Raw genomic sequence first — 25,617 nt, 5'->3', positions numbered from 1 at the left:
CCTACCAATTTTTTATCTCTTCCAATACCTGATGAGCCATTTCTTCACTACGGAAAATAAGGAGGATTGTGTCATCATCCGCTAAAATACTAAAAATGTCATTAGAGAAATCTTCTACAATTTGTCGCTTCACAAAAGCTGTGCTTCCAGGGACAAGATTGAGATTGATCATATTTCCAAATAGCTCAAACTTTAAGATATTATTGTCTGCTAACTTCAAACTCGTGCTAGCTGATTTCGGCAGTTCATAAATATAAGTGTTATTTTTCAGCGGAATTTTGACAATGCCCAATTCTTTAATATCACGCGAAACAGTTGCCTGTGTTGCTGTAATTCCTGATTTCTTCAGATATTCTACAATTGCTTCTTGTGTCCCAACTTCATAGTCCGACACAAAATGTCTAATTTTTTCTAATCTTTCCTTTTTATTCATCTTTAAATTCCTTATGTGCTGTCTCTACGACCGTTGTAATCATTGCTTTTACTAGGTTTTCAGGATGAGGATTTTTTTCCAAATAGGCTAAAAATTCCACATTCCCATGCCCACCTTGAATAGGGGAGAAATCCAGATCTTGGACAGAAAATCCTGCTTCAACCATAAAGTCCGTTACTTTTTCTAAAACTGCTTGATGCACTTTTTTATCTTTCACAATCCCATTTTTACCAATCTGCTCTCTACCTGCTTCAAACTGAGGTTTGATGAGTGCCACAGCGTTCCCATTTTCAGCCAAAATCTTATACAGAGCTGGCAAAATGAGTCGCAGCGAGATAAAGCTGACATCAATGGAGGCAAAGCGAGGTGTCTCCTCAAAATCAGCCGCCTCTGCATAGCGAAAATTGAATTGCTCCATGCTGATGACGCGTTCATCTTGGCGCAATTTCCAAGCCAATTGATTGGTGCCGACATCTACCGCATAGACCTGTCGTGCCCCGTTTTGCAGCATGACGTCCGTAAAACCGCCCGTTGATGCCCCAATGTCCAACGTGACCTGATTTTCAACTGAAATTTCAAAAATCTGCAAAGCCTTTTCTAATTTTAAACCACCACGACTAACATATTTGAGCTTTTCACCTTTGAGTTTTAACTCAATGCCTTCATCAATTTTTTCGCCAGGTTTATCAAAACGCTCACCATTCGCAACAGCAACGACTAAGCCCGCCATCACACCGCGCTTGGCCTGTTCTCTTGTTTCAAAAAGCCCTTGCTTATAAGCTAGAACATCTACTCTTTCTTTCGTCATTGAGTTTTAAACTTTCTATTATCTTTCTGATAGCCGCGCCTGAAAAAGCAAGCTCTGCTTCTACTTCTGCCAATAAATGCTCTGTTGCTTCTAGCTGTTCTTCAAAGAATCGCTTTGCTCCATCCAAGCCCAAAATAGCTGGATAGGTGGCCTTTTCTGCTGCCACATCTTTCTGCGGTGTCTTCCCCAAGTCTTCAAAGTTCGCTGTGATATCTAAAATATCATCTCGCACCTGAAAAGCTAGTCCCAGCAGCTGACCTATTACTTTCAATTTTTCCTGCTGTGATTCTCCTACTTCAGCAATCAAACCCGCAGCAATAAAGGGATAGGTCAGGAGTTTGCCAGTCTTATTGGCATGAATGGTCTGCAGCTCTGCTAAACTGATGTCCTTTCCTTCGCCCTGCATATCAAGCACTTGACCTCCGACCATACCAAAAGTTCCAGCCGCTAACGACAATTCTGCGATTAAGTTTGCCTTGATTTGACTAGGCAGTGCCGCTTCTGCTATCAAGGCATAAGAATCCAAAAAGAGAGAATCTCCTGCTAAAATAGCCATTGCTTCGCCAAATTTCTTGTGGCTGGTCAAGCGACCACGACGATAATCATCATCGTCCATAGCCGGCAAATCATCATGAATCAAGCTGCCTGTATGAATCATTTCAAGCGCTGCTGCCACTTGGAAATGTGCTTCTGTCAGTTCAAGTCCTAGACCTTCTAATAATTCTAAAAGTAAAAGAGGACGAATTCGCTTACCGCCTGCATTAACAGAATAGAGGATTGCTTCTATCAAATCAGCAGACACCACTTTTTGAGCATAAAATCCCTCGATAGTCTGTCCAATTCTAGCTAATTTTTCGTCTTGTTTCATTCCATTTCCGTTTCTGTGCCATCAGCCTGCATAACCTTTACCAGCATTTTTTCTGCTTTGTCCAAGGTTGTTTGAAGTTCTTTTGAAAGCTGCATACCCTTTTGGAACTCAGAAATCGCTTCTTCCAAAGCCACATCTCCGTTTTCTAACTTCTGTACGATAACTTCTAAGTCTGCTAAATTTTCTTCAAATTTCTTTTCTTTCGACATCTTTTACCTCAACTTCTATTTGACCATCTCGCATCAAAATGGTTAATTGATCTTTCTTATTGACTTTCTCAATAGATTCTAACACCTGTTCATCTTTTTTGACAATAGCATAACCCCGAGCCACAATTCGGCTAGTATCCAGCATGAGCAAAGCGTCAGACAGACGCTTGACTTCAGCCACTTTATGGTCATAAACAACTGCCATATTGCTGCGTAGAAGCCGTTCCAACTGAGCTACACGCTCTTGATAAATCTGAACCTGCCTTAAGGGAGCTAGAGCCTCTAAACGATGTTGTAAAAGCCTTGCTCGCTGCACTTTCTCGTTATAATATTCGCGAATTTTTTGCTTGAGCCGTAAATTAAGTTGATCTAATTTTTGCAGGTAGCTATCATATAGTCGTTCTGGTTGTCGAAAAATGACAGACTGACTCAGCTTAGCTAATCGCTCACGATTGTAAGTAAGACGATTAGACATGGCAGCTGCTAACCGATTTTGTTGCTGCTGCAAGTGTGCTAGGAGATCCAGCTTTGTTACAGGTGTTGCTAATTCAGCAGCCGCCGTCGGCGTTGCAGCGCGTCTATCTGCAACAAAATCTGCCAAGGTCGTATCCGTTTCATGCCCTACACTCGAAATGATCGGAATGTGCGATTCAAAAATTGCACGGACAACCACTTCCTCATTAAACGCCCAGAGATCTTCAATTGAGCCACCACCTCGACCGATAATAAGGACATCTAAATCATTTCGCTCATTAGCACGACGAATATTTTCAGCTACTTCAGCAGACGCTCCTTCGCCTTGCACCTTCGTCGGATAAAGAATTATCTCAACTCCCGGAAAACGACGACTAACAGTTGTGATAATATCGCGAATCACTGCTCCACTAGGACTGGTCACTACTCCAATTTTCTTTGGAAATTGCGGTAAAGCTTGCTTAAAGCGCTCCTCAAAAAGCCCTTCCTCGCCTAGCTTTTTCTTGAGCTGCTCAAACTGAATCGCCAAAGCTCCGATACCGTCTGGCTCCGCTTTTTCAATGATAATGGAATAAGATCCACTCGGTTCATAGAGTTGAACACGACCGATGACATTAATCTTCATGCCCTCTTCCAAGTCAAAACCTAACTTCTTATAAACACCACCCCAGATTGTCGCCTGAATGACTGCTTTTTCATCTTTGAGAGAGAAATATTGGTGATTAGGTCGCCTACGAAAATTAGAAACTTGCCCCGTCAGATAAACTCGTTCTAAATAAGGATCTTTATCAAACTTTAATTTTAAGTATTTGGTCAAGGTTGACACGGGTAAATACTCAGTCATTCCTCTCCTTTCATTTCCTGTAATGCTTCTTTATTCATAATTTTTATTATACCAAACAATCTATAAAAAATCATTTCCAGCCCTCAACGAAAAAGGAAAGACTAGTTTCCCATATCTTAAGCAGAGCCTAGCCCAACAAACTTGCCAAAATATACAAAAGATAGATATGCGCAGGATAGAAAATGTAGAAAAACAACTTCATACCACGACCCTTTTCACCATTGTAAAAATACATTGGAATAACCGCAAAAACCATCATCCATTGTACAGACGTTGGATCTGTTGGATACACGAATAAAGAGACTAGTGTTAATACCGCCATTTATGCTATGCGGTGTCTGCGGAAGAGATAAAAGAGAAGACCAAGGTAAACCATGACATCCCCTCCTTCAACCACGAGAATGTTCGGAATAGCCATGATAAAAAAAGCAATAATTTGAACCATAAGAGGTGATATATTTTCACTAGCTAGATAACCCGATAGAAACAAAGCTGGCAGAGCCAGAAGAATCGGTAAATGAAAAAGGCCCAATCCTTTCCAGAATGAATAAAGTTTCTTTTCTTTCATACCCTCAACCATCAAATCCCAAGCACAGATAGATATGCCCACTAAGAAAAAGGCGCCAAAAGCATTATTCGCCAGCCCAACTTGACCATTAGTGAAAAAGTAACTGACAATCATGTCCCCAATAATCATAAACCATGTCATAAAGAGCAACCGTTTCAAATAAGCTTTTCGATTATGCGTATAATAAAAACTATCAGCTACCAGAAACATAAAAAGAGGAAAAACGATGCGCCCGAGCATTGTTAGCCACATCGGGGCGCCAAAAGCACCAAACATTTCGTAGATATGATCTAAAAACATAAGTAAAATAGCTAAAATTTTCAAGTTCGTTGCATTCGATATTTTCTTTAAAGATTGTAACATCATAAATTCTCCATTTCATTTTTTCAGCAAGCATAATCTTACCGAAAATTTCCCGCTCTTTCCATTACATAAACTTACATTTTCGGAAAGAAAAGTGATATTTTTATAAGACAGAAAAAATAAGGTCAAGATAAAAAATCTCAACCTCATTAGATGCAATGAATTTTCATAAGATAGTGGATATTGAAAAAGTTTATTCTCCCTTTCAACTTGTACTAAGCCTCATGAGCTAAATATTACTTTTATAAATAGCTAATAAAAGTTAAACTTTCCAATTTTTTAAATGCTTTTGCAGGCTTTTTCATTATAACATATTTTCTTTTTTAGCTAGCTTCTTCATCCACTTAGGGATTTCTTTACTGATTTCTGTTGGCAAGACTACATAGTTTTCTTTGCTTAACTCCTCTGCAATGGCTGAATGCAGATAGACTGCTGCTGCTACACGTTCCAGTAAAGAACTAGTCTTGAACTGCCCTGCAAAACCCGCAATCATGCCTGCCAGAGTATCTCCCATGCCACCCGTTGCTTGATAAGGACCACCAATAGTCAGTTGAAAATGGTTTCCATTTCCACTTTGAAAAATAGTCGTTCCGTGCTTCTTTTGAACAACGATAGTTCCAGCAGGGAAGGAATTAACAGCTTCTTGGCTTTTTTCAACCGTTTGCTCAGCTATCTTTAGTCCGCTCAACCGCTCCCATTCTTTTTGATGCGGGGTAAAAATTGTCTGTGCTTTTGGAAATGGCAGAGTTTCTTTGCTGTAAAGTGAAATAGCTCCACCGTCCATGATGAAGATTTGATGTTCACTGACAAGTTCCACTACCAGCTGCAAAACGGCTTTTTCAAGTTTACTTTCAGCTAAACCTGATCCAATCAATACTACATCTGCTTTTTGGACTTGCTCGGTCAATAGCTTTTTATCTTGTACATCAAAAGCCATTGCTTCTGGTAAATGAGCGTGGAGAGCTGCGATATTTTCCCTATCCGTCGCCACCGTCACTAGACCAGCTCCGCTATGAACTGCAGCTAAGGTTGCCATGATAATCGCTCCACCAAAAGGATATGTCCCGCCAATTAACAACAAGCGACCGTAATCTCCCTTGTGACTATGGAGTGCACGTGGCTGAACGACCTTTTCCAATAATGTACAATTGACCACTTCCATTATTTTCTCCTTTTGCATACTGCGATTTCCCTTGTCTACCTCTATTTTATATAAGGGTAAAAAGACCTGTCTAGGACATTTTTGTCTCAGACTCGTTTACTTTCTAGAATAAAACTCAATACGCAATTGAGTGGCCTTTATTACGCTGATGATATCAGCTTTTACAAACCTACTCAACCTTGCAGGGTGGGGCAACAAATTTGATTTCTTACGAAATACCATTTTTATACGTAATTTTCACGATTACACTCTTTCTGTGGGGGAGTTCGTAGTAATCATGGCTGTCTGTCCCACTCCCGTGACATTCTTATTTTTTCAAACTCCGTTTACACGCTCGATAGGTTTGCTCCATGAGCATGGTAATGGTCATCGGACCAACCCCTTTTGGTACAGGAGTAATGAGACTTGCGATTTCAGATACTTCATCAAATTTCACATCGCCAATCAATTTACCATTTTTATCACGATTCATACCAACATCAATCACGACTGCGCCTTCTTTGACAAAATCTTTAGTCACAAAATGTCCGCGACCAATAGCTACAACTAAAATATCAGCTTCTTTTGTAATCTCTGACAAGTGATGTGTCCGTGAATGCGTCAGAGTTACTGTTGCATTTTTAGCAAGTAAAAGCTGTGCCATGGGCTTTCCGACAATGTTACTCCGTCCAATGACAACAGCACGTTTACCTTCTAATTCTACACCGTACTCATGAAACATTTCCATAATTCCAGCAGGTGTGGAGGGAATCATGACAGGATGACCACTCCAAAGGCGTCCCATATTCATTGGATGAAAGCCGTCCACATCTTTATCAGGGTCAATTGCTAACAACACTGCCTCTTCATCAATATGCTTTGGCAGTGGCAACTGAACTAAAATCCCGTGCCAAGCTGAATCTTGATTGTATTGGTCTATCAGAGCAAGCAATTCTTCTTGACTAGTTGTTTCTGGCAGACGCACCACTTCGCTTCGAAGTCCTGCAGCCAAAGCTGACCGTTCTTTATTTCTCACATAGATTTGACTAGCTGGGTTATTGCCGACCAAGATGACTACAAGTCCAGGAACTAAGCCTGTTTGGTCTTTTAGTTTACGAACTTTCTCTGCTAGTTGTGCTTGTAATTTTTCTGCCAAAGCTTTTCCGTCGATTATCTTTGCCATATAACCCTCATTTCTATTTTCTTCATTACTATTATAGCAAAAATTCATTCATTTGCCCTATAGACTTTTTATAGAAAGTTATAGAGCGAAACCAACCTTGTCTTTCCACCTTTTTCTACTATTTTATGAAAATTTACACAAAAAACAGAAAAAAATCAGTCAAAAAACTTAAAGTTATCTTAAACCTTAAAATTAGTTTAAGGTAACTTTCTTATCATAGAACACGGTACCAATTTAGTTTAAAAATTTAAAGAAGGGAAGAAAATTATGCAAATAGCCAAACAGGCTTTGAATTACATCAGTAGAAAAAAAGTTAAAACGGTTCTGATTTTCCTGATACTAACATTTATTTCCACTGCTTTATCCAGTAGTTTTTCGATTATGAAAACGACAGATAATATCGAAAAAAGGATTTATGATGCTTCAAATACTGGCTTTGCTATCACCAGTAAGAATATTGAAAATCCCATTTCATTAAGAACAGCAGAGAAATTGTTAGAGAATAAAGAAATCTCAAAACATAACTTAAAATACGATGCACTGGCAACCTTGACAAATAAAACAGTTGTCAAGAAGAGACAAGGAGTGACGCGGGACAATCAAAATCCTATTCTCAACAATCTCGTTGCAGCATTAGGAACAAGTGATTCTCAGTTGGAAACGACCTTTGTCAGCGGTGTCTTTAAGTTGGAAAAAGGAAAACATCTTCAAAAAAGTGACCGCTCCAAGGTGTTGATTCATGAAAAATTAGCAGCACAAAACCATCTCAAAGTAGGTGACAAATTCAAACTGCAAGGCATATCATTACGAGATGGTAACGCTAAAAAAGGCAATGAAATAGAAGTTGAAGTTGCAGGGGTTTTCTCTGGTAAAAAAGAAGAAAAACAAACTGGATTGAGTTCTGATGCAACGGAAAATACTCTTTATTTGGATTATGAAACCAGTCAACGCTTAGCAGGCTACAAAGCAACTGACTATCAGGTCACATCAGCAGTTTACTATGTTGCCAATCCAAAGAACATTGACCAAGTGGTGACCGCCGTTAAGAAAGCGCCTATTGATTGGAGCAAGTTAGATCTTGTTAAAAATACGAAAGCATTTGAGACTATCTCTTCTTCTATCACGAGTTTTAAACAGATTGTTCGTGTCTTAACATTTAGTATCATCATCGGCAGTATCATCATTCTGGCCCTGATTCTTATGTTTTGGTTGCGAGAGAGAGTTTATGAAATCGGGGTGCTCCTATCGCTTGGTATTTCAAAGACAATGATTATGTCCCAATTTGTGCTAGAACTTGTCATCATCTCTGTGTTTAGCATGGTTCTATCCACGATTAGCGGTTCTTATCTGGCTACCATGGTCTTTAAAGGTTTTATCAAGAAAGGACAAGACGGAGCTGATTCAGCGGCACTCTTTGAAAACGTGGTACCACACCTAGATTTTGCAACAATTGGTGTGACCTACGGCATTTTGCTCATCATCATCTTATTTGCCGTAGTGAGCTCGTCCTCTATTATTTTACATAAAAAACCGAAGGAAATTTTAACCGATATTAGTTAAGGAGACAAAAAATGACGATTTTAAAAATAGATACTGTTAGTTATCAGTACAACACTTTACAAGAAAATGTATTGCAACAAATCACAACTTCATTTGAAAAAGGGAAATTTTACGCCATCATCGGGAAATCTGGTGCTGGAAAGTCCACTTTACTTTCCCTTTTAGCAGGACTTGACACTCCCACAAAAGGAAAAATCCTCTTTGAAAATCAAGACATTGCTGAGAAAGGCTACAATCACCACAGAAGTAAACAAATCTCTTTGGTCTTTCAAAATTATAATCTAATTGACTACCTGACACCTCTTGAAAATGTCCGTTTGGTCAATCCACATGCAGATAAAGAAATCTTGTTACGGTTAGGCTTGAGCGAGAAAGAGATTCACCGCAATGTCATGCGCCTCTCTGGCGGTCAGCAGCAACGGGTGGCTATTGCACGTGCTTTGGCATCAGAAGCCCCTATTATCTTAGCCGATGAACCAACAGGGAATCTAGACGCTGCTACTGCCATGGACATTATTGACATTCTTATCACCTCTGCCAAAGAGAAGAATAAATGTGTCATTGTGGTGACACACAGCAAAGAGCTGGCTGATCAAGCAGATGTTGTCCTCGAATTAAAAAATAAAAACTTAGTGGAAGTCACTAAGAAAGCGAAATGATACCCCAAGGAGAAGAAATGATATGTTACCAATAAAAAACGCTTTGGCTTATGTCTGGCGCAAGAAAATCAAAAGCTTGATTATCTTTTTCATCCTGCTAGCCATCTCTACCTTAACCTTAGGCAGCATTGCTGTTAAAAATGCAACAGACGCTGCTTCAAAAGAGACTTTCAAAAATATCACTAGCAGTTTCTCAATGCAGATTAACCGCGAAGTGAACCAAGGTACCCCTCGCGGAGCAGGAAATCTTAAAGGCGAAGATATCGAAGCTGTGGAAAAAGTTAAAGGTATCTCTGGCTACATCAAACGAATGAATGTTGTCGCTGACTTAATTGATCACCAATTGGTTGAATCTGGAGAAACCGACTTTGAAAGCGAAGATAGAAAACAAAAATTCGGCCGTGCCATTATGGCAACAGGTATCAACGATTCATCTAAAGATGATAAATTTACTGCGGAAACCTTCAAACTAGTTGAAGGTAGACATATCAACAAAAATGACAAAAATGTTGCTTTAATTCATAAAGATTTTGCAGAAAAGAACAAACTTAAAGTCGGCGATACGATTAATATAAAATCGAATACTTATGACTATGATAACGTTCGCAAAGCTAATAAAACGACTAAAGTGACAGTTATCGGAATTTTTGACGGGAAAAATAAAGGAGGCGTTTCTAGTCCTCAAGAATTGTATGAAAATACCTTTATCACAGACTTAGAAACGACTAAAACTTTACAAGGTTCAACGGATAAAAACGCTATTTATCAAGATGCTACTTTCTTTGTAAACGGTAGCCAAGATATTGATAAAGTAATGGCGAAAGTAAAAGAAATATCATCTATTGATTGGGAAGCCTACACCCTTGTTAAGAGCACAAGCAACTTCCCAGCACTTCAATCTTCTATTAACGGTATTTACGGCGTTACTGGAAACCTCTTAATCGGAACTCTAATCTTTGGAGCGATTGTTCTTACGCTAGTCTTGTTCTTATGGATCAATGGTCGTAGAAAAGAAATGGGAATCATGCTTTCAATGGGAATTAGCAAAACAAAGATTTTCTTCCAATTTATCACAGAAGTTCTCTTTGTAAGTATATTTAGCTTCATTGGTGCTTACTTTGCAGGTAGTGCTGTCAGCAAGGTGATGGGAAATAGCATTTTAAAACAAGTTACCAGTGGTATTACTGAAAAACTAGCTCGAGAAGGTAAGAGCGCCAATCTTGGAGGCGGGGCTGAAGTGGATGGCTTTAACAAGACCCTCACTAGCCTCAATGTACATGTATCTCCTGATGATATGACCAAGGTGGTCATCTTTGGACTTGCCATCATCATCGTTTCCGTCCTCATTGCTTCAATCACGCTCCTTAGTAAGCAACCAAAAGACTTACTAATGGGAGATAACAGCAAATAAGATATCAATGAATTCAGACAAAATCGGTCCGTCAGCTAAGTTGACGGACTGATTTATTTTATAGACAGCTGGACTGACTCTCGGATGAAATGACGTGAGGTTCGCTTTGTCGACTTGGTCGATAAAATAAACCGCTTTGGATTGGATCTGTCGACCTAGTCGAAAAGATAAATGACTTTTAGTTTACCACGTCGACCCGGCGGACGAGATGAACTACTTTTGGTTTACTCCATCAGCCCGGCGGACGAGATGAACTACTTTTAGTTTACCACGTCAACCCGGCGGACGAGATGAACTACTTTTGGTTTGCTCCGTCAGCCCAGCGGACGAGATGAACTACTTTTGGTTTGCTCCGTCAGCCCAGCGGACGAGATGAACTACTTTTGGTTTGCTCCGTCAGCCCGGCGAACAGGATGAGACTGTTTTGATTGGCTCCGTCAGCCCAGCGGACGAGATGAGCTACTGTGGATTTGGCTCGCTTGAGCATTGTTGTTTGTATTTTTGCTCCCAACCATACTGATTGTTTACTGATTTTTACAGTTCTTTTGATGTGCTTTCAGCTTCTTCATAGCCCAGTCGTAGTGACTGGATGTGCAGCTGACAAAGTAGGAGCCAAGAGTACTCCCACCAACCCATTTATAAACGCTCTTTGAAAACAGCTCTTCATTTGTAAAGGTTTCAGCCAGGGTTAGCACTTTTTCCTGTGATTGATGAAGCAACTTGATTGCTTTTTCTAGCGGTGTCTGTTGATGTTTTTGCCAAAATGCCACATTCATCTCACCATAGCTTCTCCAATTATAAGGTGCTGGCAAAAACGATTTTTCGACACCATTTTGATTGGAATACACCCAATTGAGAAGTAATTGTTGCCACTCATAAAGATGAATGAGAACATCTCTAAGATTTTTATCTCTCTTCCAATGAGCTTCTTTCCGTTTCTCATCTTTTGAAAAATCAAATGTGGTATTCAACTCTTCTTCTGTTAATCGGGAAATCAATGACTGTAGCTTTGCATATTGCTGTGTTGCTGCACTAATCAACTCAGTCTTGCTAGTAGGTCTTACCATGTTGTGTTCTCCTTTTTTAATAAATCATATAACAAATGACCTGACAACCTCTGTCATATTTTTAGTTTTCTCTTTATTTTTGTCTCATTTTTTCTTTGATTTCACATTGACAGTCACAATCGCCACAGTTGCCCTTCCCCTTAATGATGTGGTGCAGCGCTGCACCAGCTAAAACTAAAATAATGATAAATACAATAATCGTGGACATGATTTCTCCTATACTGTTTGATGTGTCAGATTATCTAAAGTGATAACTTCTATTTTTTCTTTACGTGGTTTTCTAAAGATGAAATAGAGACCAACTACTACAACGAATAGAGCAAAAATAGTTCCAGAAGATATTCCTTTTCCATATAGCAACGCTTGACCAAACTGATAAATCACAAGACTGACATTATAAGCCAGTAATGTTTGGAAAGATAGAGCAATCCACGTCCACTTCGCATTGCCCATTTCGCGATGAATCGCACCAATCGCTGCAAAACAAGGGGCACAAAGCAAGTTAAAGACAAGAAATGAATAGGCGGAAAGTGCCGTATAATGCTGTTGGAGATTGTTCCATAGTTCTTTCGTAGTCTCTGTCGCATCAGTCACTTTATACAAAATTCCAAAAGTCGAAATCACCGTCTCTTTAGCTAATAAGCCGGTAATAGCTGCTACAGTTGCTCGCCAATTACCAAATCCAAGAGGAGTAAAGATCCAAGCTAATCCTTTTCCTAAGGTAGCTAGAATACTATTTTCTGTTTCGACCGCCTGTAAGCTAAAGTTATAGGAACTAGCAAACCAGATGAAAATATTAGTCACAAAGATAATCGTTCCAGCTCGTTTGATGAAACTCAAAGCCTTTTGACCAGCATAGCGCAAAACCGTTTTGACTTGTGGCAGGTGGTAACTCGGCAACTCCATGATAAAAGGTGCCACAACACCACCGAGAATGAACTGCACCCCAAAAGTTAGACAAGAAAACTCTAACTTTTGGGGTGTTATTTTTATGAAATTAAGTTATGAAGACAAGGTTCAAATCTATTACTTGCGAAAAAGCGGCGCAACTCTCAAGTCATTATCAAAACAGTTTAACTTCAATCAGTCAGGGATCGAATATCTGATTCGGCTGATTGATAGGCATGGAGTAGGCATTGTCAAGAGAGGTAAGAAGACTTATTATTCTCCTGAACTAAAGCAAAAAATCCTTCATCAAGTTCTTCTTGAAGGGCGTTCTCAATTGTCAGTCTCTCTCGATTTTGCCCTTCCTAACAGGGGGACTCTCCCAAATTGGCTGGCACAATATAAGAAAAACGGCTATACTATTGTTGAGAAACAAAGAGGGAGACCACCAAAGATGGGACGTAAGAAAAAGAAAACTTGGGAAGAAATGACGGAACTAGAGCGACTTCAAGAAGAGAACGAGCGTCTTAGAACGGAGAATGCCTATCTAAAAAAGTTGAGGGAGTTACGCTTAAGGGACAAAACCTTACAGCACGAAAAGCAGAGACAATTAGAGAGATGGTCAAGGGAGGATTCCGATTAAGTTTCCTACTAGCCATAGCTAAACTCTCTCGTGCAACTTACTATTACCAGCTAAAACAGCTGGACAAACCAGACAAGAATCAAGAGTTAAAAGCTGAAATTCAATTGATTTATGATGAGCACAAGGGAAACTATGGTTATCGTCGGATTCATCTTGAACTGAAAAATCGTGGCTTTCACGTTAATCATAAGAAAGTTCAGCGATTGATGCAAGTGATGGGACTACAAGCTCGAATTCGTCGTCAACGGAAGTATTCTTCTTACAAGGGGGAGATTGGTAAGAAAGCTGAGAATCTCATTCAGCGTCAATTTCAAGCTTCTAAGCCTTATGAGAAGTGCTATACAGATGTAACCGAATTTGCCTTACCAAACGTCAATGGAAAGCTCTACCTGTCTCCTATTTTAGATGGGTATAATAGTGAAATCATTGCCTTTACCTTGTCACGTTCACCTGACTTGAACCAGGTCAGAACAATGTTAGCCAAGGCTTTTCCTGCTGAAACCTACAAGGGAACCATTCTCCACAGTGACCAAGGCTGGCAGTATCAGCACCAGTCTTATCATCAATTCTTAGAAGCGAAAGGAATTGTCCCATCTATGTCTCGCAAGGGCAATAGTCCAGACAATGGGATGATGGAGTCCTTCTTTGGCATCCTCAAATCGGAGATGTTCTACGGTTATGAGAAGAGTTATCAATCGCTTGAGGAGCTGGAGAAAGCTATTGCAACTTATATTGTTTATTACAACAATAAACGGAGCAAAACTAAACTAAAAGGACTTAGTCCTGTGCAGTACAGAACTAAATCCTTTCACTAATATTTTTTGTCTAACTTTTTGGGGGCAGTACAGAATTGCCGTCTTTTTCAAAGCAATCCCTGATAAGACAATGGCTCCCATTCCGACGAAATAAGCGCTTGGTGCAATCCAAATATTGCTAGGAAAAAATGCCCCTGCAATCAAGGAAATAATCGGCAACTTGGCAGAACAAGGCATAAAGGTTGTTGTCATAATGGTAATTCTACGGTCACGTTCATTTTCAATGGTTCTACTCGCCATGACACCAGGAACGCCACACCCCGTCGAAATCAACATAGGGATAAAAGATTTCCCAGATAAACCAAACCGCCGAAAGATTCGATCCATCACAAAGGCAATCCGGCTCATATAGCCGATGTCTTCCAAGATACCCAAACAGATAAATAAGACAAAAATCTGAGGCACAAAGCCTAGCACAGCTCCGCAGCCTGCGATAATCCTATCAATGATTAAAGATTGAAGCCAGTCGGCTACAGCTAATTGCTCTAGCAATGATTTAACACCATTTGGAATCCATTCTCCAAAGAGGATGTCGTTTGTCCAATCCGTTCCCATCGTTCCAATCGTTTGAATGGAGAGAAAATAGACCAGCCACATAACAACTGCAAAAATTGGCAAGGCTAAATAACGATTGGTCACAATACGGTCAATCTTATCCGACAAACTCAATTGATTGACATCAGCTTGCAGCGCCATTTTGACTGCTGACTCAATAAACTCATAGCGCGCATTAACAACAATGGTTTCTGCGTCTTCAGTGTAGATTTCCTCCGTAATCCGAATCGCATCTTCAATCTCTGTTTTTTGAAAATCAGACAATACCAGCTGTTCAGATAATTCTTTATCGCGTTCAAAAAGCTTAATGGCATAAAAACGAGCTTGTTTTTGAGGCACTGCATTTCCTAAAATACGGATAATTTCTGACAAAGCCGCTTCAAAATGACTATCGTAAATAGGATAGATCGTTTCATCCGTGCGCTCTATTTCTCGCAAGGCCTGCCGCATAACTTGGTCAATCCCTGTTTTTTTCAAAGCACTAGTCGCAACGACTGGTACACCTAGCTGATAACTTAATTTAGTCGTATCGATCCATTTCCCTTGTTTTTCAACGACAACGACATCGCTCATATTTAAAGCCAGCACAACCAGAATCCCCGTCTCAATCAATTGCAAGCTCAAGTATAGATTTCGTTCCAAATTGGTTGCGTCAACTACATCCAAAATCCCGTCTGCATTACCGCTTAAAAGATAATTTCTACTAATCACTTCTTCAGAAGTATAAGGCGACAACGAGTAAATTCCCGGTAGATCTTGAATAATAATATCTTTATTTTTACGAAACAGACCACTTTTCTTCTCGACAGTGACACCAGGCCAATTTCCCACATGCTGGCTACTACCGGTTAGAATGTTAAATAAACTGGTCTTTCCACTATTCGGATTTCCCGCAAGCGCTAATTCTTTCATCCTTTTGCTCCCTTTTCGCTTTTCACAACACTAACCAGACTCGCTTCTGACTTTCTCAACGTCAAATCGTAACCTCTCAACTTAATTTCTAATGGATCACCTAATGGTGCGACTTTCTGCAACTGAACTTTTGTGTTTTTCGTCAAACCCATATCCATCAGCCTCCGTTTTAAAGCACCATCCGCATGAATTGCTTCAATGTATGCCACATCTCCAACAGCCAACTCAGATAAAGGAAAAGAAGATTTGCTACTGCCCTTTGGCACAACATCCAGCTTTTTCAAAATAGAATTATCCAAGGCAATCCTCGCAGCTCGAACTAAGAGAATAGCTGTGTCGTTTGTTTTTGAAATGATTTGAATAAAACTTCCTATCTTAATCCCTAAATCTGCTAAATGACGGACGCTCGCTTCCTCTAAATCAATTCCGACATTTCATATTCTGTTACTAATTTCATTTGAGATAAATCCATACTCTCTCCTTTTCTGTTTGTCAAGACATATGCTTACTATCATTATTAGTATACCACTTTTTTCTAAGAATTTCTGACAATTCTAAGATAGATAAATAAAAATTATTGTAAATTAAATACCCCCTAAGCAGGTGCCTAGAGGATATCTTATTAGAGACTAGCAAATTAATACAACAATTCATAAATTTCCATAGCAATCAAATCAATACTGTCAAATGTATAAGTTTCACGCGCTGCTACATCACGAAGAGTGAATACTGAGCCATTTTCTTCGTCATAGCTATAAGCTACTTCTGCTACAACAACTCCGTCACGCTCAAAATTGCGTTTCAAATTGCCGCCATCTTTTGTCATAGCATCTAAACGATTGATAATTCTTACTAAATGTGATTCCATTTTCCTTCTCCTATTCATTTATACGTTACTATTTTACCACAAATGAAAGATGAAATACCAGTAAAAGCCCTGTTTTTGATAAATTTAACACAAAATAAAACGCTTCAGTACAAAAATCTGTCTTTTAACACTTTATTCTTGCAATGTTTTAGAATACTGCTATAATAAAACTGAGAACTTTGACTATTATTGACCAATTAGCGTCAGCCAAACAAATTTTAAAAGAAAGAGGTAGCACATGCTTTGTCAAAATTGTAAAATAAATGAATCAACCATTCACCTTTACACAAATGTGAATGGAAAACAACACCAAGTTGACCTCTGTCAAAATTGTTATCAAATCATGAAAACAGACCCCAATAATGCTCTGTTTCGTGGAATGACCAATATGAATAATCAAAACAACTTAGACCCGTTTGATGATTTCTTTAATAATCTTGGAAATTTCCAAAATCATCAAGAACCACAAACCCCTCCGACTCAATCTGGAGGCGGTTACGGCAATGGAGGTTACGGTTCCAATCAAGGTGGAGGTGCACGCCAGCAAGCTCCGCAACAGCCTAAAGGCCTCCTAGAAGAATTTGGTATCAATGTAACCGAATTTGCTCGGCGCGGTGAAATTGACCCTGTCATCGGTCGTGATGAGGAAATCGTCCGCGTCATTGAAATTCTCAACCGTCGAACAAAGAACAATCCAGTCCTCATAGGAGAACCCGGTGTCGGTAAAACAGCTGTTGTAGAAGGCTTGGCCCAGAAGATTGTGGACGGTGATGTTCCACATAAACTCCAAGGAAAAGAAGTCATCCGTTTAGATGTAGTCAGCCTAGTGCAAGGAACTGGTATCCGTGGTCAATTTGAAGAACGAATGCAAAAACTCATGGAGGAAATCCGTTCTCGTCAGGATGTGATTCTATTCATTGATGAAATCCATGAAATCGTTGGAGCTGGTTCTGCTGGCGATGGAAATATGGATGCTGGAAATATCCTAAAACCAGCACTTGCTCGCGGTGAACTCCAATTAGTCGGTGCCACAACTCTCAATGAATACCGGATTATCGAAAAAGATGCTGCACTGGAACGCCGTATGCAGCCTGTAAAAGTTGATGAACCAACAGTTGAAGAAACGATCACTATCCTCAAAGGTATTCAAAAGAAATACGAAGACTATCACCACGTCAGATACACAGACGATGCCATTGAAGCAGCAGCTGTCTTGTCCAATCGTTATATCCAAGATCGCTTCTTGCCTGATAAGGCCATTGACTTGCTAGACGAAGCAGGCTCTAAGATGAATCTGACACTTAACTTTGTAGATCCAAAAGTCATTGATCAACGATTGGTAGAAGCTGAAAACCTCAAGGCACAAGCTACTCGTGATGAGGATTTTGAAAAAGCTGCTTATTTCCGTGACCAAATTGCTAAATACAAAGAAATGCAGCAAAATAAAATGGTAAACCAAGACACGCCTATCATCAGTGAAAAAACCATTGAGTATATCATTGAGCAAAAAACAAATATCCCAGTTGGTGACTTAAAAGAAAAGGAACAATCGCAACTGATTAGTCTAGCCGATGATTTGAAAGCTCATGTCATTGGTCAAGATGATGCTGTTGATAAAATTGCGAAGGCCATTCGCCGTAATCGAGTTGGACTAGGTACACCAGACCGACCAATTGGTTCTTTCCTTTTTGTTGGGCCAACCGGTGTCGGCAAAACAGAACTTTCTAAACAACTAGCGATTGAGCTCTTTGGTTCAGCTGACAGCATGATTCGTTTTGATATGAGTGAGTATATGGAAAAACATAGCGTAGCAAAACTCGTCGGAGCGCCTCCAGGTTACGTTGGCTACGAAGAAGCTGGACAATTAACAGAACGTGTACGTCGTAATCCTTATTCTCTCATTTTACTTGATGAAATAGAAAAAGCTCACCCAGATGTCATGCACATGTTCTTGCAGGTACTGGATGACGGACGTCTGACAGATGGACAAGGTCGGACAGTCAGTTTCAAAGATACGATTATCATTATGACTTCCAACGCCGGTACTGGAAAAGTTGAAGCAAACGTCGGATTTGGTGCAGCGCGTGAAGGACGGACTAACTCTGTTCTTGGTGAATTGGGCAACTTCTTCAGTCCAGAATTTATGAACCGCTTTGACGGTATTATCGAATTTAAGTCCCTTGATAAGGAAAATCTCTTAAAAATCGTAGACTTGATGCTAAAAGATGTCAATGAACGACTTGCAACAAATGACATTCACCTAGACGTGACAGACAAAGTCAAGGAAAAATTAGTTGACTTGGGTTACGATCCGAAAATGGGAGCTCGTCCTCTGCGTCGGACAATCCAAGATCACATCGAAGACGCCATTACTGACTACTACCTTGAACACCCAAGTGAAAAAGAACTCAAGGCTGTCATGACAAGCAACGGTAAAATTGTCATCAAATCGTCTAAAAAAGCTGAAAATGAAGCCGACAAAGAAATCCAAAAACCAGCAGATAACAATGCTAATTAAGCATGAAAGTCACTCCTTAGAAATCTAGGGAGTGATTTTTTAGTTACTGAACACTATATCTCAAAATTGTCTTTAGTTTCTCTGGAGCAGTGCGATTTTTATTGTTCAAATAAATTTCACGATGATATGCTGTGCAGCGTTTTAACCCATTTTCTTGACAGAAAGCATCCATTTTCGCGAAGGTTTGTGGTTCATCGTCAGAAGAAACTTGTCGCCTGGTGTCAACTTTTATATAAAAGCAAAATTTGTTTGAAGATTTTTCTTCTGTTTTCCCATATTTTTTTATAATAGATATTCTGTTTTTTCAAAATAATCAGAAAATTTCAATTTTTCTATTGTTTTTTTGGAATAAGATGTTATAATAGACAACAAGAAAAATAAAAAAGGAGTTACGTTATGTTGATTATAGATATTATTATCATTATTTATAGTATCTTATCAAGGCGTAGCTACCGTTTTAAAATGGGATAATCATCTCCATTTTTACATGACTCCGCCTTATTCTCATTTGGGATTGGGCGGATTTTATTTTTCAAAAATAAAGGAGTTTTTTATGACAAAAGAAAACACAACCGCATCACTTACCCCTAAATCATTTTTGCATAAAGTTCTAAACGGAACCGCAATTGGTGTTATCGTAGCCTTGCTTCCTAACTGTATCTTTGCCATTATTTTCTCTTTAGACTTTTTCAAAAATAATGCTTTCTTTGCAACTTGGAATGTGGCTAACGTTCTTTTCCAAGCCACTTTATCTGCCGTAATTGGAACGCTGGTTGCCTTGGAATTTAATTTCAAAGGAATGAAAGCTGCGCTTCTGACAGCCATTGCTTTTGTTAGTTCTGGTGCTTCTAGTAAATTAGCGGGTGCTACAGAGTTATTAGGATATCTCCAAAAGCAAAAAGCCCCTGCTGAAATTACCGCAACTGCAAACAAAATGGTTACTGGATTCTACACGACCGGTACAGGGGACATTATCAATGTCATGCTAATTTGTGCCCTTAGCGTTCTCGTATTGCTCTGGCTAGAAGGAAAATTTGAATCCTTTAATTTCGTTCTTCTGCCAATCGTTGGATCGCTTCTTGCGACTGTGGGGCTATTTACACTTCCTTATGTCAAAATGATTTCTAGCTTAATCGGGCAGGGAATTATCTACTTTACGGATCTTCAGCCTTACTTAATGAGTGTTCTCATCTGTGTTACTTTTGCTATCTTAATCGTGGCTCCAATCTCAACAGTTGCAATCGGTCTTGCCATTGGACTAAATGGACTCGCTGCCGGTGCTTCTGCTATGGGGGTCGGAACAACTTGTATCGTACTTGTTGTTCATTCATTCTTCGTCAATAAACCTGGTGTAACTGCTGCTGTCGCCCTTGGTTCAATGAAAATGATGATGACCAATGTCTTTGAACATCCAATCTCTTATGTTCCTATCATTGCAACTTCTGTTGTAACTGGACTATTGGTTCCCCTCTTCACCATTACCGGGACGCCTGCATCAGCAGGTTTTGGATTAGTTGGTCTGACTGGACTCTTCGCTTCTGTTACAGGCGGACTTTCCATGGGACTGGCAATCTTAGCTTGGCTTGTCATCCCAACAGTCGTTGCCATTCTTTTCCGTCTTCTCTTTGAAAAAGTGCTCAATTTATACACAGCAGATATTTTCAAATTTGAACCTTAAAATGCTTGAAAGCCTTGACAGCACTTGATTTCTGCATTATGATATTAGTAGCATATAAGAAAGAGTGGAAACGATATGACAGTCGCAACTTTTGGAGAAAAGCAAGAAGACGTTCAATATGTGAATCGCTATGGCGTTTATGCAGTTATTCCAGATGAAAAGCAAGAAAAGATAATTTTAGTGCAAGCCCCCAACGGCGCTTGGTTCTTGCCCGGAGGCGAGATTGAGCAAGATGAGGATCGCTTAACTGCCTTAAAACGTGAACTGATTGAAGAGCTTGGTTTTACTGCTCAAATCGGTCAATATTACGGACAAGCAGATGAATATTTTTATTCTCGCCACCGCGATACCTATTTTTATAACCCTGCTTACATTTATGAAGTAAGCCAGTATGAGCAATCGCAGGCACCTTTAGAAGATTTTAATCAGCTCGCCTGGTTTCCAATCGAAGAAGCTATTTCCAAACTAAAACGTGGCAGTCATAAATGGGGAATTGAAATGTGAAAAAAGAATCATAAAGTATGAGAAATTGTTCACATTTTTTATGAAAAAGTGCTATAATAGGAATAGAATATAGGAGGAAGTCAGATGAAGCTTATTAACACGACAAACAGCCATGCAAGCCTTGTACAAAGTCAATTAGAAAGTACAGATGCTACACTAGTTGAGACTTTTTCCGCTGGAAATACAGACGTCGTCTTTACGCAAGCACCTTTTCATTATGAAATTCTGATTTCAAATAAACACCGCGCCATTCGCGAACAAGAAGTTGAAAAAATTCGAGAATTTTTTTTGAAACGAAAAATTGATACAAAATCGATTGATGCTTCTCGAATTAAGACACTCTATTCAACAAACCTCATTGAAATATCCATCCCAACTAAATAAGCCTGTCAAGGCTTATTTTTTTGTTTAAAAAAGAGTGAATTCGCAACTAAGTGCTCAATCCACTCCCGTTTTATTTCTGTCTGACATAGTTCATCATGTCGTATGGTAATGTATTGGCGGTTTCTTTGAGAGAATAATTTTCTAAATTATTGACATTTTGACGGAGAAATTTTGCATAACTAGCTGAAATCAGCTTTTCGTGTTCATATTCAAAAATAATCTTCCGCTCCAAATAATAGCCTCGTAGCATTTCCTTGATATTATTCGGTTTGATACGCGTGATAACCCGTTCAATAAAAGCACTGCTTTCAATAATTGCTGTCTCACGAATGCGCGAATCTTGCAAGAAATTGATAAGCGCAGTATTATAAACACCCTTCAGATTTTCTAAACTCCCGATAATTACTTCTGTATTGGCTAGATACAGTTCGGCAATCTCTTCTCTTTCAGCCTTACTAGGCTTTGCTCTATCTTGATTGAGCCAATTACGGAAAGTAGAGCCAAATGTAACAATCTCATGCAGCAATAAGCGAGTCATTCTGAAAAAGCTGATCAAAAAATAAGTGAAGCGCGAAGCAAGGTTGCGGTTGATTCTTTGCTCCATATTCCATAAATAACGTTGGTAAATGGAATAGGCACGGTTGCTTATTTTTCTTTCTTCGTAGGCTTGTTCCAAGCCGTCACTTTCAATACTCAGCATCAGCAATTGCAAATCTGTCAAATCTTTTTGAACAGATTTTCCTTCCTGCTCTAGGATAAGATGCTCGATTCGTCCATGATAATTATCAATAGCCGCGTAAAGCGGAGCCTTAACTTTGGTATGTTTCAAATCTTCTTCCAATTCTTGGACAACATCATTTAAAATAGCAATATGCATGAGGTAGTCGGATGATTCTTCTTTGTTTTCTGATAAACGAGGTAATATTACAAGCCCTGTCAAAAAACTAAGCAACGTAACCCCAGCCACCAAGAAAAGCAAGAGAGGATACTTTTGTTCTAACGCTGTTGGAATCAAGAGAATGGTCGCAATAGACACCGTTCCTTTCACGCCTGAAAAAGTTAACAGAGCAATGTCTCTCCAATATTTCGACATTCTCTTTTTCAAACGCAGACTTCTCCAGAAATAAAAGCCATAAATCATGACAAAACGAATGGCAAATAGCACAATCGTCAGTAAAAGAATTGTCAGAAGGAGTCGAAGATTATCATAAACCGGACTTTTCAAAATGGGTTCAGCTATCGTTTCTAACTCAATTCCTAAAATGACAAAGACCGCTCCATTCAGCATAAATGTGACAGTTTTCCAAATCGTATCTGTCACGGTATCAACTTGAGCTTCTAATAAAGTAATCCTTTTAAAACGACTAGCCTTAAAAATCCCTGCCACAACCACTGCAATAATTCCTGATACATGGAGTTCTTCGGCCAAAAAGAATGTCAGCAACGGTAAACTTAATTCTAACAACAACTCTCCTGCTGTGTCTGAAGCTCGCACCGTATACAGCAGCTTTTGCAACTGACGATTTAAAAAAGCAGTTAGACCACCCACAATAAAACCGCCAATGATTGAAAGGATAAGTGAGGTGCTGGCTTCCTGAGCTGAAAATTTCCCTGTTGTCCAAGCCGTCAGGGCAAATTGAAAGGCAACTAAACCACTCGCATCATTTAGCAAGCCCTCCCCTTTCAAAATATTTTCTACACGTCTTGGAAAGGTAAAGCGCTCAGATAAGGACGCAAAAGCTACTAAATCAGTCGGACCCAAGGCGGCTCCAACTGCGATACAAGCTGCAAGAGGAAGGGACACCCATAGCCAATGTGACAAAAAGCCAAGACTAAAAGTTGATAGAAAAATAACTGGAAAAATCAGATAAATAACAATCTTCCAATGCTTAAGAATACTGGTAATATCGCTTTCTTCTGCTTCTCGAAACAGTAGCGGTCCAATGATTAAAGCTAGAAACAGCTCCGTCTCTAAATGAAACGTTCCAACTGGAATGAAAAATCCCAAGCCAATCCCTAATAGAATTTGTATGAGTGGCGTTGGCAAGCTTGGAAATAGCTTGTTGGTGGCATTTGAAACAATCAGAACAGATAAAAAGATAATAATATAAAGGAGTAAGTCCACCTTTTCCTCCTTTATTTTTGCCTACAGCATTTTTCAAAAAGCATCTTCTGCTCGGAGATTTTTTGCTCTATTTTCGATAAATCGCGATGCTCAATCATTTTTTGACAGCGCTCCATTTCAAGATTGACTAATTTTTTTTTAATCCGAAGCATTTTTTTGCTCATCTGCGCATCATTTACTTGCTTTGCTAAGATTTCTCCATTGGTTGAATCTAGATATTGACTGCGCAAGCAGCTCAATTTTTCATGTAGATATTGCTTATCCATTTTTCTCTCCACTTAGGTCATTTTCAATTTCTCAATCATCACTAAAAAGGGGGGCTGATTGATTTGGTTGATTGTTTTATAAAGGGCGACAGTAAATTCCTGCTGCGGCAATTGACTAACAAAGTCTAAAACTGCATCTCGCTCCACATCGCCACCTGCATGCCCATAGTAAATCATGATTGCAATCCGACCGCCAGCTACTAAACGCTGACATAATTTTTCCAAAGCCTGAATAGTTGTATGTGGCTGCGTAATCACTGTTTTATCTGCCGACGGAAGATAGCCTAGATTAAAAATAGCTGCTTTAATACTTTCAACATATTGAGCCACATTTTCGTGACCTGTCAAAAGCAGTTCAACATTGTCCAATTTAGCTTCTGCCAAGCGCTTGGTGGTTTGCTCAATAGCTTGCTCTTGAATATCAAAAGCATAGACTTTTTTAGCTAATTGTGCCAAGAAAAGAGTATCATATCCATTTCCCATAGTAGCATCTACGACTATATCTTCTTTGGTTATGACTTCTGATAAAAAGGCATGTGCCATTTGCAATGGTCTTAACATATAAATCGCTGCTCCTTTGCCTTACATCCTTGAACACTGCCACGACGGTTCATTTCTTGCTCAATCGCATTTAGCACTTCCCATTTATTGAGACTCCACATAGGGCCAATTAACATATCTCGTGGCGCATCCCCTGTAATTCGATGAATGACGATATGTTTAGGGATTATTTCTAATTGATCACAGACAATAGAAACATACTCATCTTGGCTAAGCAGCTGCAAGCGTCCTTCATGATAATCTCGTTGCATGCGTGTGTTGGTCATTAAATGCAAAAGATGTAATTTAATCCCTTGAATGTCATTGTCTGTCACACAGCGGCGAACATTTTCTATCATCATTTCATGAGTTTCACCAGGCAAGCCATTGATTAAGTGGGAGACAATCTCGATTTTTGGAAATTTCCGCAGACGTTGAACCGTTTCAACATATAATTCATAGGAATGTGCGCGGTTAATCAATTGCGAAGTAGCTTCATAAGTCGTCTGCAAGCCCAGCTCTACCGTCACATGCATGCGTTCAGATAATTCTGCTAGATAAGCAATCGTCTCATCAGGCAGGCAGTCTGGTCTGGTTCCAATGTTAATACCTACAACTCCTGGCTCATTGATGGCTTGCTCATATCGCTCACGAATGACCTCCACCTTATCATGGGTATTGGTGAAATTTTGAAAATAAACTAGATATTTCTTGACTTCAGGCCACTTTCGATGCATAAAATCAATTTCCTTGTAAAATTGCTCACGAATCGGTGCTTCTGGTGCTACAATGGCATCACCTGACCCAGATACCGTACAAAAAGTACAGCCACCATGAGCTACCGTTCCGTCTCGATTAGGGCAATCAAAGCCAGCATCAATCGGAACTTTAAAGGTCTTCTCTCCAAATAGTTTTCGATAATAAGCATTTAACGAATTATATGGTTTCATAACTTTCATTGTACCACAAAATAAAACAGAACTCGCGTTCGGAGTTCCATTTACACTTTACTAATGTCCGTTGGCTTCCATTGGTGCTTTTTCAAATCCACACAGCCATTCGTTTTAAAAGTCACTCCTTCGGCCCAAAGGAGATGTCTCTGCTCCTCCCACGCTGGCGCTAAGCGTCCTGCGGAATTAACCACACGATGGCAAGGAAATTTCCCATAAAGTTCTGCTTGAGACAGCACGCGCCCCACTAAACGAGCATTTCTTTCTCGCCCTATCAACTGCGCAATTTGTCCATAGGTAGCCACTTTTCCCACAGGAATGCAGGCTACAACTGATAAAATTTGATTTATTAATTTTTCATTCAATACTTTATTCATCAGCATTTC

Annotated in this window: 25 protein-coding genes and 4 pseudogenes; 8 read left to right on the top strand and 21 right to left on the bottom strand. The window is 39.5% G+C overall.

Annotated features, from left to right (window positions below; genetic code table 11):
- Position 1: 1 nt before the first annotated feature.
- The 9 genes from ANG_RS03770 to ANG_RS03730 all read right to left on the bottom strand — a co-directional run bounded on the left by ANG_RS03770 (position 2) and on the right by ANG_RS03730 (position 6,891).
- The gene (locus tag ANG_RS03770) at positions 2-433 is read right to left on the bottom strand and encodes an arginine repressor (protein ID WP_003036184.1); all 432 of its coding nucleotides are present in this window, start codon (positions 431-433) and stop codon (positions 2-4) included.
- Positions 426-1,241 carry a TlyA family RNA methyltransferase gene (locus ANG_RS03765; RefSeq protein WP_003036049.1) on the bottom strand — a complete coding sequence of 272 codons (816 nt, stop codon included), beginning with the start codon at positions 1,239-1,241 and terminating at the stop codon, positions 426-428. Before ANG_RS03765 ends, ANG_RS03770 begins: the two co-directional genes overlap by 8 nt.
- The gene (locus ANG_RS03760; RefSeq protein WP_003035941.1) at positions 1,207-2,109 is read right to left on the bottom strand and encodes a polyprenyl synthetase family protein; all 903 of its coding nucleotides are present in this window, start codon (positions 2,107-2,109) and stop codon (positions 1,207-1,209) included. Before ANG_RS03760 ends, ANG_RS03765 begins: the two co-directional genes overlap by 35 nt.
- Positions 2,106-2,318 carry an exodeoxyribonuclease VII small subunit gene (locus ANG_RS03755; protein WP_003036121.1) on the bottom strand — a complete coding sequence of 71 codons (213 nt, stop codon included), beginning with the start codon at positions 2,316-2,318 and terminating at the stop codon, positions 2,106-2,108. Before ANG_RS03755 ends, ANG_RS03760 begins: the two co-directional genes overlap by 4 nt.
- Positions 2,296-3,636 (bottom strand): exodeoxyribonuclease VII large subunit, encoded by a 1,341-nt coding sequence (xseA, locus tag ANG_RS03750; RefSeq protein ID WP_003036002.1) that lies wholly within the window; start codon positions 3,634-3,636, stop codon positions 2,296-2,298. The genes ANG_RS03755 and xseA overlap by 23 nt, the downstream gene beginning before the upstream one ends.
- Positions 3,637-3,763: 127 nt before the next feature.
- Positions 3,764-3,958, bottom strand: a complete 195-nt coding sequence (locus tag ANG_RS03745) for a TraX family protein (RefSeq protein ID WP_025271676.1) — start codon at positions 3,956-3,958, stop codon at positions 3,764-3,766.
- Positions 3,959-4,570, bottom strand: coding sequence for a TraX family protein (locus tag ANG_RS03740; RefSeq protein WP_003035977.1), 612 nt, complete (start codon positions 4,568-4,570; stop codon positions 3,959-3,961).
- Positions 4,571-4,871: 301 nt separating this feature from the next.
- A complete protein-coding gene (locus ANG_RS03735; protein ID WP_003036234.1) occupies positions 4,872-5,729 on the bottom strand; it encodes an NAD(P)H-hydrate dehydratase in 858 nt (285 codons plus the stop codon).
- Positions 5,730-6,036: 307 nt separating this feature from the next.
- Positions 6,037-6,891, bottom strand: a complete 855-nt coding sequence (locus tag ANG_RS03730) for a bifunctional methylenetetrahydrofolate dehydrogenase/methenyltetrahydrofolate cyclohydrolase (protein ID WP_003036179.1) — start codon at positions 6,889-6,891, stop codon at positions 6,037-6,039.
- 267 nt (positions 6,892-7,158) lie between these two features.
- On the opposite strand from ANG_RS03730, the gene ANG_RS03725 reads away from it, so the two are divergent.
- Genes ANG_RS03725 through ANG_RS03715 form a run of 3 tightly spaced genes read left to right on the top strand, consistent with a single transcriptional unit; the run spans position 7,159 to position 10,521 of the window.
- Entirely contained in the window at positions 7,159-8,451 is a 1,293-nt protein-coding gene (locus tag ANG_RS03725) for an ABC transporter permease (protein WP_003036265.1), read from the top strand.
- Positions 8,452-8,462: 11 nt separating this feature from the next.
- On the top strand, positions 8,463-9,110 hold the full coding sequence (locus tag ANG_RS03720) for an ABC transporter ATP-binding protein (protein ID WP_003023699.1): 648 nt from the start codon (positions 8,463-8,465) through the stop codon (positions 9,108-9,110).
- Between the two features lie 22 nt (positions 9,111-9,132).
- Positions 9,133-10,521, top strand: coding sequence for an ABC transporter permease (locus ANG_RS03715; protein ID WP_003036216.1), 1,389 nt, complete (start codon positions 9,133-9,135; stop codon positions 10,519-10,521).
- Between the two features lie 524 nt (positions 10,522-11,045).
- On the opposite strand, the gene ANG_RS03710 is transcribed toward ANG_RS03715, so the two are convergent.
- The 3 genes and pseudogenes from ANG_RS03710 to ANG_RS03705 form a co-directional block, all read right to left on the bottom strand.
- A complete protein-coding gene (locus ANG_RS03710; protein WP_003036027.1) occupies positions 11,046-11,588 on the bottom strand; it encodes a ClbS/DfsB family four-helix bundle protein in 543 nt (180 codons plus the stop codon).
- Positions 11,589-11,661: 73 nt separating this feature from the next.
- The gene (locus tag ANG_RS10885; RefSeq protein WP_003031275.1) at positions 11,662-11,796 is read right to left on the bottom strand and encodes a FeoB-associated Cys-rich membrane protein; all 135 of its coding nucleotides are present in this window, start codon (positions 11,794-11,796) and stop codon (positions 11,662-11,664) included.
- An 8-nt stretch (positions 11,797-11,804) separates the two neighbouring features.
- A pseudogene (locus tag ANG_RS03705) lies at positions 11,805-12,521 on the bottom strand (nucleoside recognition domain-containing protein); the annotation flags it as partial.
- 58 nt (positions 12,522-12,579) lie between these two features.
- On the opposite strand from ANG_RS03705, the gene ANG_RS10880 reads away from it, so the two are divergent.
- Positions 12,580-13,931, top strand: a protein-coding gene (locus ANG_RS10880) for an IS3 family transposase (protein WP_148290573.1) whose coding sequence is annotated in 2 segments (ribosomal slippage) — positions 12,580-13,042 and positions 13,042-13,931 — 1,353 coding nt in all. Because the reading frame shifts where the segments join, the coding sequence is not laid out codon by codon here.
- 30 nt (positions 13,932-13,961) lie between these two features.
- Here ANG_RS10880 and feoB read toward each other — a convergent pair.
- The 3 genes and pseudogenes from feoB to ANG_RS03680 form a co-directional block, all read right to left on the bottom strand.
- Positions 13,962-15,398, bottom strand: a pseudogene (gene feoB, locus ANG_RS03690) (ferrous iron transport protein B); the annotation flags it as partial.
- A pseudogene (locus tag ANG_RS03685) lies at positions 15,395-15,870 on the bottom strand (FeoA family protein). The pseudogenes ANG_RS03685 and feoB, both read right to left, overlap by 4 nt.
- Positions 15,871-16,035: 165 nt before the next feature.
- The gene (locus ANG_RS03680; RefSeq protein ID WP_003023686.1) at positions 16,036-16,266 is read right to left on the bottom strand and encodes a DUF1797 family protein; all 231 of its coding nucleotides are present in this window, start codon (positions 16,264-16,266) and stop codon (positions 16,036-16,038) included.
- Between the two features lie 238 nt (positions 16,267-16,504).
- Between ANG_RS03680 and ANG_RS03675 the strand changes: the two genes are divergently transcribed.
- A complete protein-coding gene (locus tag ANG_RS03675; protein WP_003038586.1) occupies positions 16,505-18,784 on the top strand; it encodes an ATP-dependent Clp protease ATP-binding subunit in 2,280 nt (759 codons plus the stop codon).
- A gap of 43 nt (positions 18,785-18,827) precedes the next feature.
- Here ANG_RS03675 and ANG_RS11095 read toward each other — a convergent pair.
- A pseudogene (locus ANG_RS11095) lies at positions 18,828-18,989 on the bottom strand (GyrI-like domain-containing protein); the annotation flags it as partial.
- 348 nt (positions 18,990-19,337) lie between these two features.
- Here ANG_RS11095 and ANG_RS03670 point away from each other — a divergent pair.
- The 3 genes from ANG_RS03670 (at position 19,338) to ANG_RS03660 (ending at position 21,350) form a co-directional block, all read left to right on the top strand.
- The gene (locus ANG_RS03670) at positions 19,338-20,462 is read left to right on the top strand and encodes a PTS sugar transporter subunit IIC (RefSeq protein ID WP_003031278.1); all 1,125 of its coding nucleotides are present in this window, start codon (positions 19,338-19,340) and stop codon (positions 20,460-20,462) included.
- Positions 20,463-20,537: 75 nt separating this feature from the next.
- A complete protein-coding gene (locus ANG_RS03665; protein WP_038677223.1) occupies positions 20,538-20,966 on the top strand; it encodes an NUDIX hydrolase in 429 nt (142 codons plus the stop codon).
- A gap of 84 nt (positions 20,967-21,050) precedes the next feature.
- Positions 21,051-21,350 carry a DUF1827 family protein gene (locus ANG_RS03660; RefSeq protein WP_003038529.1) on the top strand — a complete coding sequence of 100 codons (300 nt, stop codon included), beginning with the start codon at positions 21,051-21,053 and terminating at the stop codon, positions 21,348-21,350.
- A 70-nt stretch (positions 21,351-21,420) separates the two neighbouring features.
- Here the strand turns inward: ANG_RS03660 and ANG_RS03655 are convergent, their stop codons facing one another.
- From ANG_RS03655 to ANG_RS03635, 5 genes are read right to left on the bottom strand one after another with little or no spacing between them, the layout of a single operon-like run.
- Positions 21,421-23,475 carry a cation:proton antiporter gene (locus tag ANG_RS03655; RefSeq protein WP_003038639.1) on the bottom strand — a complete coding sequence of 685 codons (2,055 nt, stop codon included), beginning with the start codon at positions 23,473-23,475 and terminating at the stop codon, positions 21,421-21,423.
- Between the two features lie 11 nt (positions 23,476-23,486).
- Positions 23,487-23,741 carry a hypothetical protein gene (locus ANG_RS03650; protein ID WP_003038587.1) on the bottom strand — a complete coding sequence of 85 codons (255 nt, stop codon included), beginning with the start codon at positions 23,739-23,741 and terminating at the stop codon, positions 23,487-23,489.
- Positions 23,742-23,753: 12 nt separating this feature from the next.
- Positions 23,754-24,302: a tRNA 5-(aminomethyl)-2-thiouridylate-methyltransferase MnmM gene (mnmM, locus tag ANG_RS03645; RefSeq protein WP_003038596.1), complete on the bottom strand. Its 549-nt coding sequence runs from the start codon at positions 24,300-24,302 to the stop codon at positions 23,754-23,756.
- Positions 24,296-25,240, bottom strand: coding sequence for a tRNA modification radical SAM protein MnmL/YtqA (gene mnmL, locus ANG_RS03640; RefSeq protein ID WP_003023668.1), 945 nt, complete (start codon positions 25,238-25,240; stop codon positions 24,296-24,298). The genes mnmM and mnmL overlap by 7 nt, the downstream gene beginning before the upstream one ends.
- 41 nt (positions 25,241-25,281) lie before the next feature.
- Entirely contained in the window at positions 25,282-25,608 is a 327-nt protein-coding gene (locus ANG_RS03635; RefSeq protein WP_003038632.1) for an MGMT family protein, read from the bottom strand.
- Positions 25,609-25,617 lie beyond the last annotated feature (9 nt).

It is taken from the genome of Streptococcus anginosus subsp. whileyi MAS624, from assembly GCF_000478925.1.
In the GTDB taxonomy this organism is placed as follows: Bacteria; Bacillota; Bacilli; order Lactobacillales; family Streptococcaceae; genus Streptococcus; species Streptococcus whileyi.
Note: the sequence above shows the minus strand (reverse complement) of the source record. Positions and strands in the feature narration are given on the sequence as shown.

Bases quoted from the DNA above. Each gene is read 5' to 3' on its own strand.
- ANG_RS03680 (WP_003023686.1), bottom strand. From the start codon at position 16,266: ATGGAATCACATTTAGTAAGAATTATCAATCGTTTAGATGCTATGACA.
- ANG_RS03660 (WP_003038529.1), top strand. From the start codon at position 21,051: ATGAAGCTTATTAACACGACAAACAGCCATGCAAGCCTTGTACAAAGT.
- ANG_RS03770 (WP_003036184.1), bottom strand. From the start codon at position 433: ATGAATAAAAAGGAAAGATTAGAAAAAATTAGACATTTTGTGTCGGAC.
- ANG_RS03740 (WP_003035977.1), bottom strand. From the start codon at position 4,570: ATGATGTTACAATCTTTAAAGAAAATATCGAATGCAACGAACTTGAAA.
- ANG_RS03755 (WP_003036121.1), bottom strand. From the start codon at position 2,318: ATGTCGAAAGAAAAGAAATTTGAAGAAAATTTAGCAGACTTAGAAGTT.
- ANG_RS03760 (WP_003035941.1), bottom strand. From the start codon at position 2,109: ATGAAACAAGACGAAAAATTAGCTAGAATTGGACAGACTATCGAGGGA.
- ANG_RS03765 (WP_003036049.1), bottom strand. From the start codon at position 1,241: ATGACGAAAGAAAGAGTAGATGTTCTAGCTTATAAGCAAGGGCTTTTT.
- xseA (WP_003036002.1), bottom strand. From the start codon at position 3,636: ATGACTGAGTATTTACCCGTGTCAACCTTGACCAAATACTTAAAATTA.
- ANG_RS03710 (WP_003036027.1), bottom strand. From the start codon at position 11,588: ATGGTAAGACCTACTAGCAAGACTGAGTTGATTAGTGCAGCAACACAG.
- ANG_RS03665 (WP_038677223.1), top strand. From the start codon at position 20,538: ATGACAGTCGCAACTTTTGGAGAAAAGCAAGAAGACGTTCAATATGTG.
- ANG_RS03735 (WP_003036234.1), bottom strand. From the start codon at position 5,729: ATGGAAGTGGTCAATTGTACATTATTGGAAAAGGTCGTTCAGCCACGT.
- ANG_RS03725 (WP_003036265.1), top strand. From the start codon at position 7,159: ATGCAAATAGCCAAACAGGCTTTGAATTACATCAGTAGAAAAAAAGTT.
- ANG_RS03670 (WP_003031278.1), top strand. From the start codon at position 19,338: ATGACAAAAGAAAACACAACCGCATCACTTACCCCTAAATCATTTTTG.
- ANG_RS03720 (WP_003023699.1), top strand. From the start codon at position 8,463: ATGACGATTTTAAAAATAGATACTGTTAGTTATCAGTACAACACTTTA.
- ANG_RS10885 (WP_003031275.1), bottom strand. From the start codon at position 11,796: ATGTCCACGATTATTGTATTTATCATTATTTTAGTTTTAGCTGGTGCA.
- mnmM (WP_003038596.1), bottom strand. From the start codon at position 24,302: ATGTTAAGACCATTGCAAATGGCACATGCCTTTTTATCAGAAGTCATA.
- ANG_RS03715 (WP_003036216.1), top strand. From the start codon at position 9,133: ATGTTACCAATAAAAAACGCTTTGGCTTATGTCTGGCGCAAGAAAATC.
- ANG_RS03635 (WP_003038632.1), bottom strand. From the start codon at position 25,608: ATGAATAAAGTATTGAATGAAAAATTAATAAATCAAATTTTATCAGTT.
- ANG_RS03675 (WP_003038586.1), top strand. From the start codon at position 16,505: ATGCTTTGTCAAAATTGTAAAATAAATGAATCAACCATTCACCTTTAC.
- ANG_RS03745 (WP_025271676.1), bottom strand. From the start codon at position 3,958: ATGGCGGTATTAACACTAGTCTCTTTATTCGTGTATCCAACAGATCCA.
- ANG_RS03730 (WP_003036179.1), bottom strand. From the start codon at position 6,891: ATGGCAAAGATAATCGACGGAAAAGCTTTGGCAGAAAAATTACAAGCA.
- mnmL (WP_003023668.1), bottom strand. From the start codon at position 25,240: ATGAAAGTTATGAAACCATATAATTCGTTAAATGCTTATTATCGAAAA.
- ANG_RS03650 (WP_003038587.1), bottom strand. From the start codon at position 23,741: ATGGATAAGCAATATCTACATGAAAAATTGAGCTGCTTGCGCAGTCAA.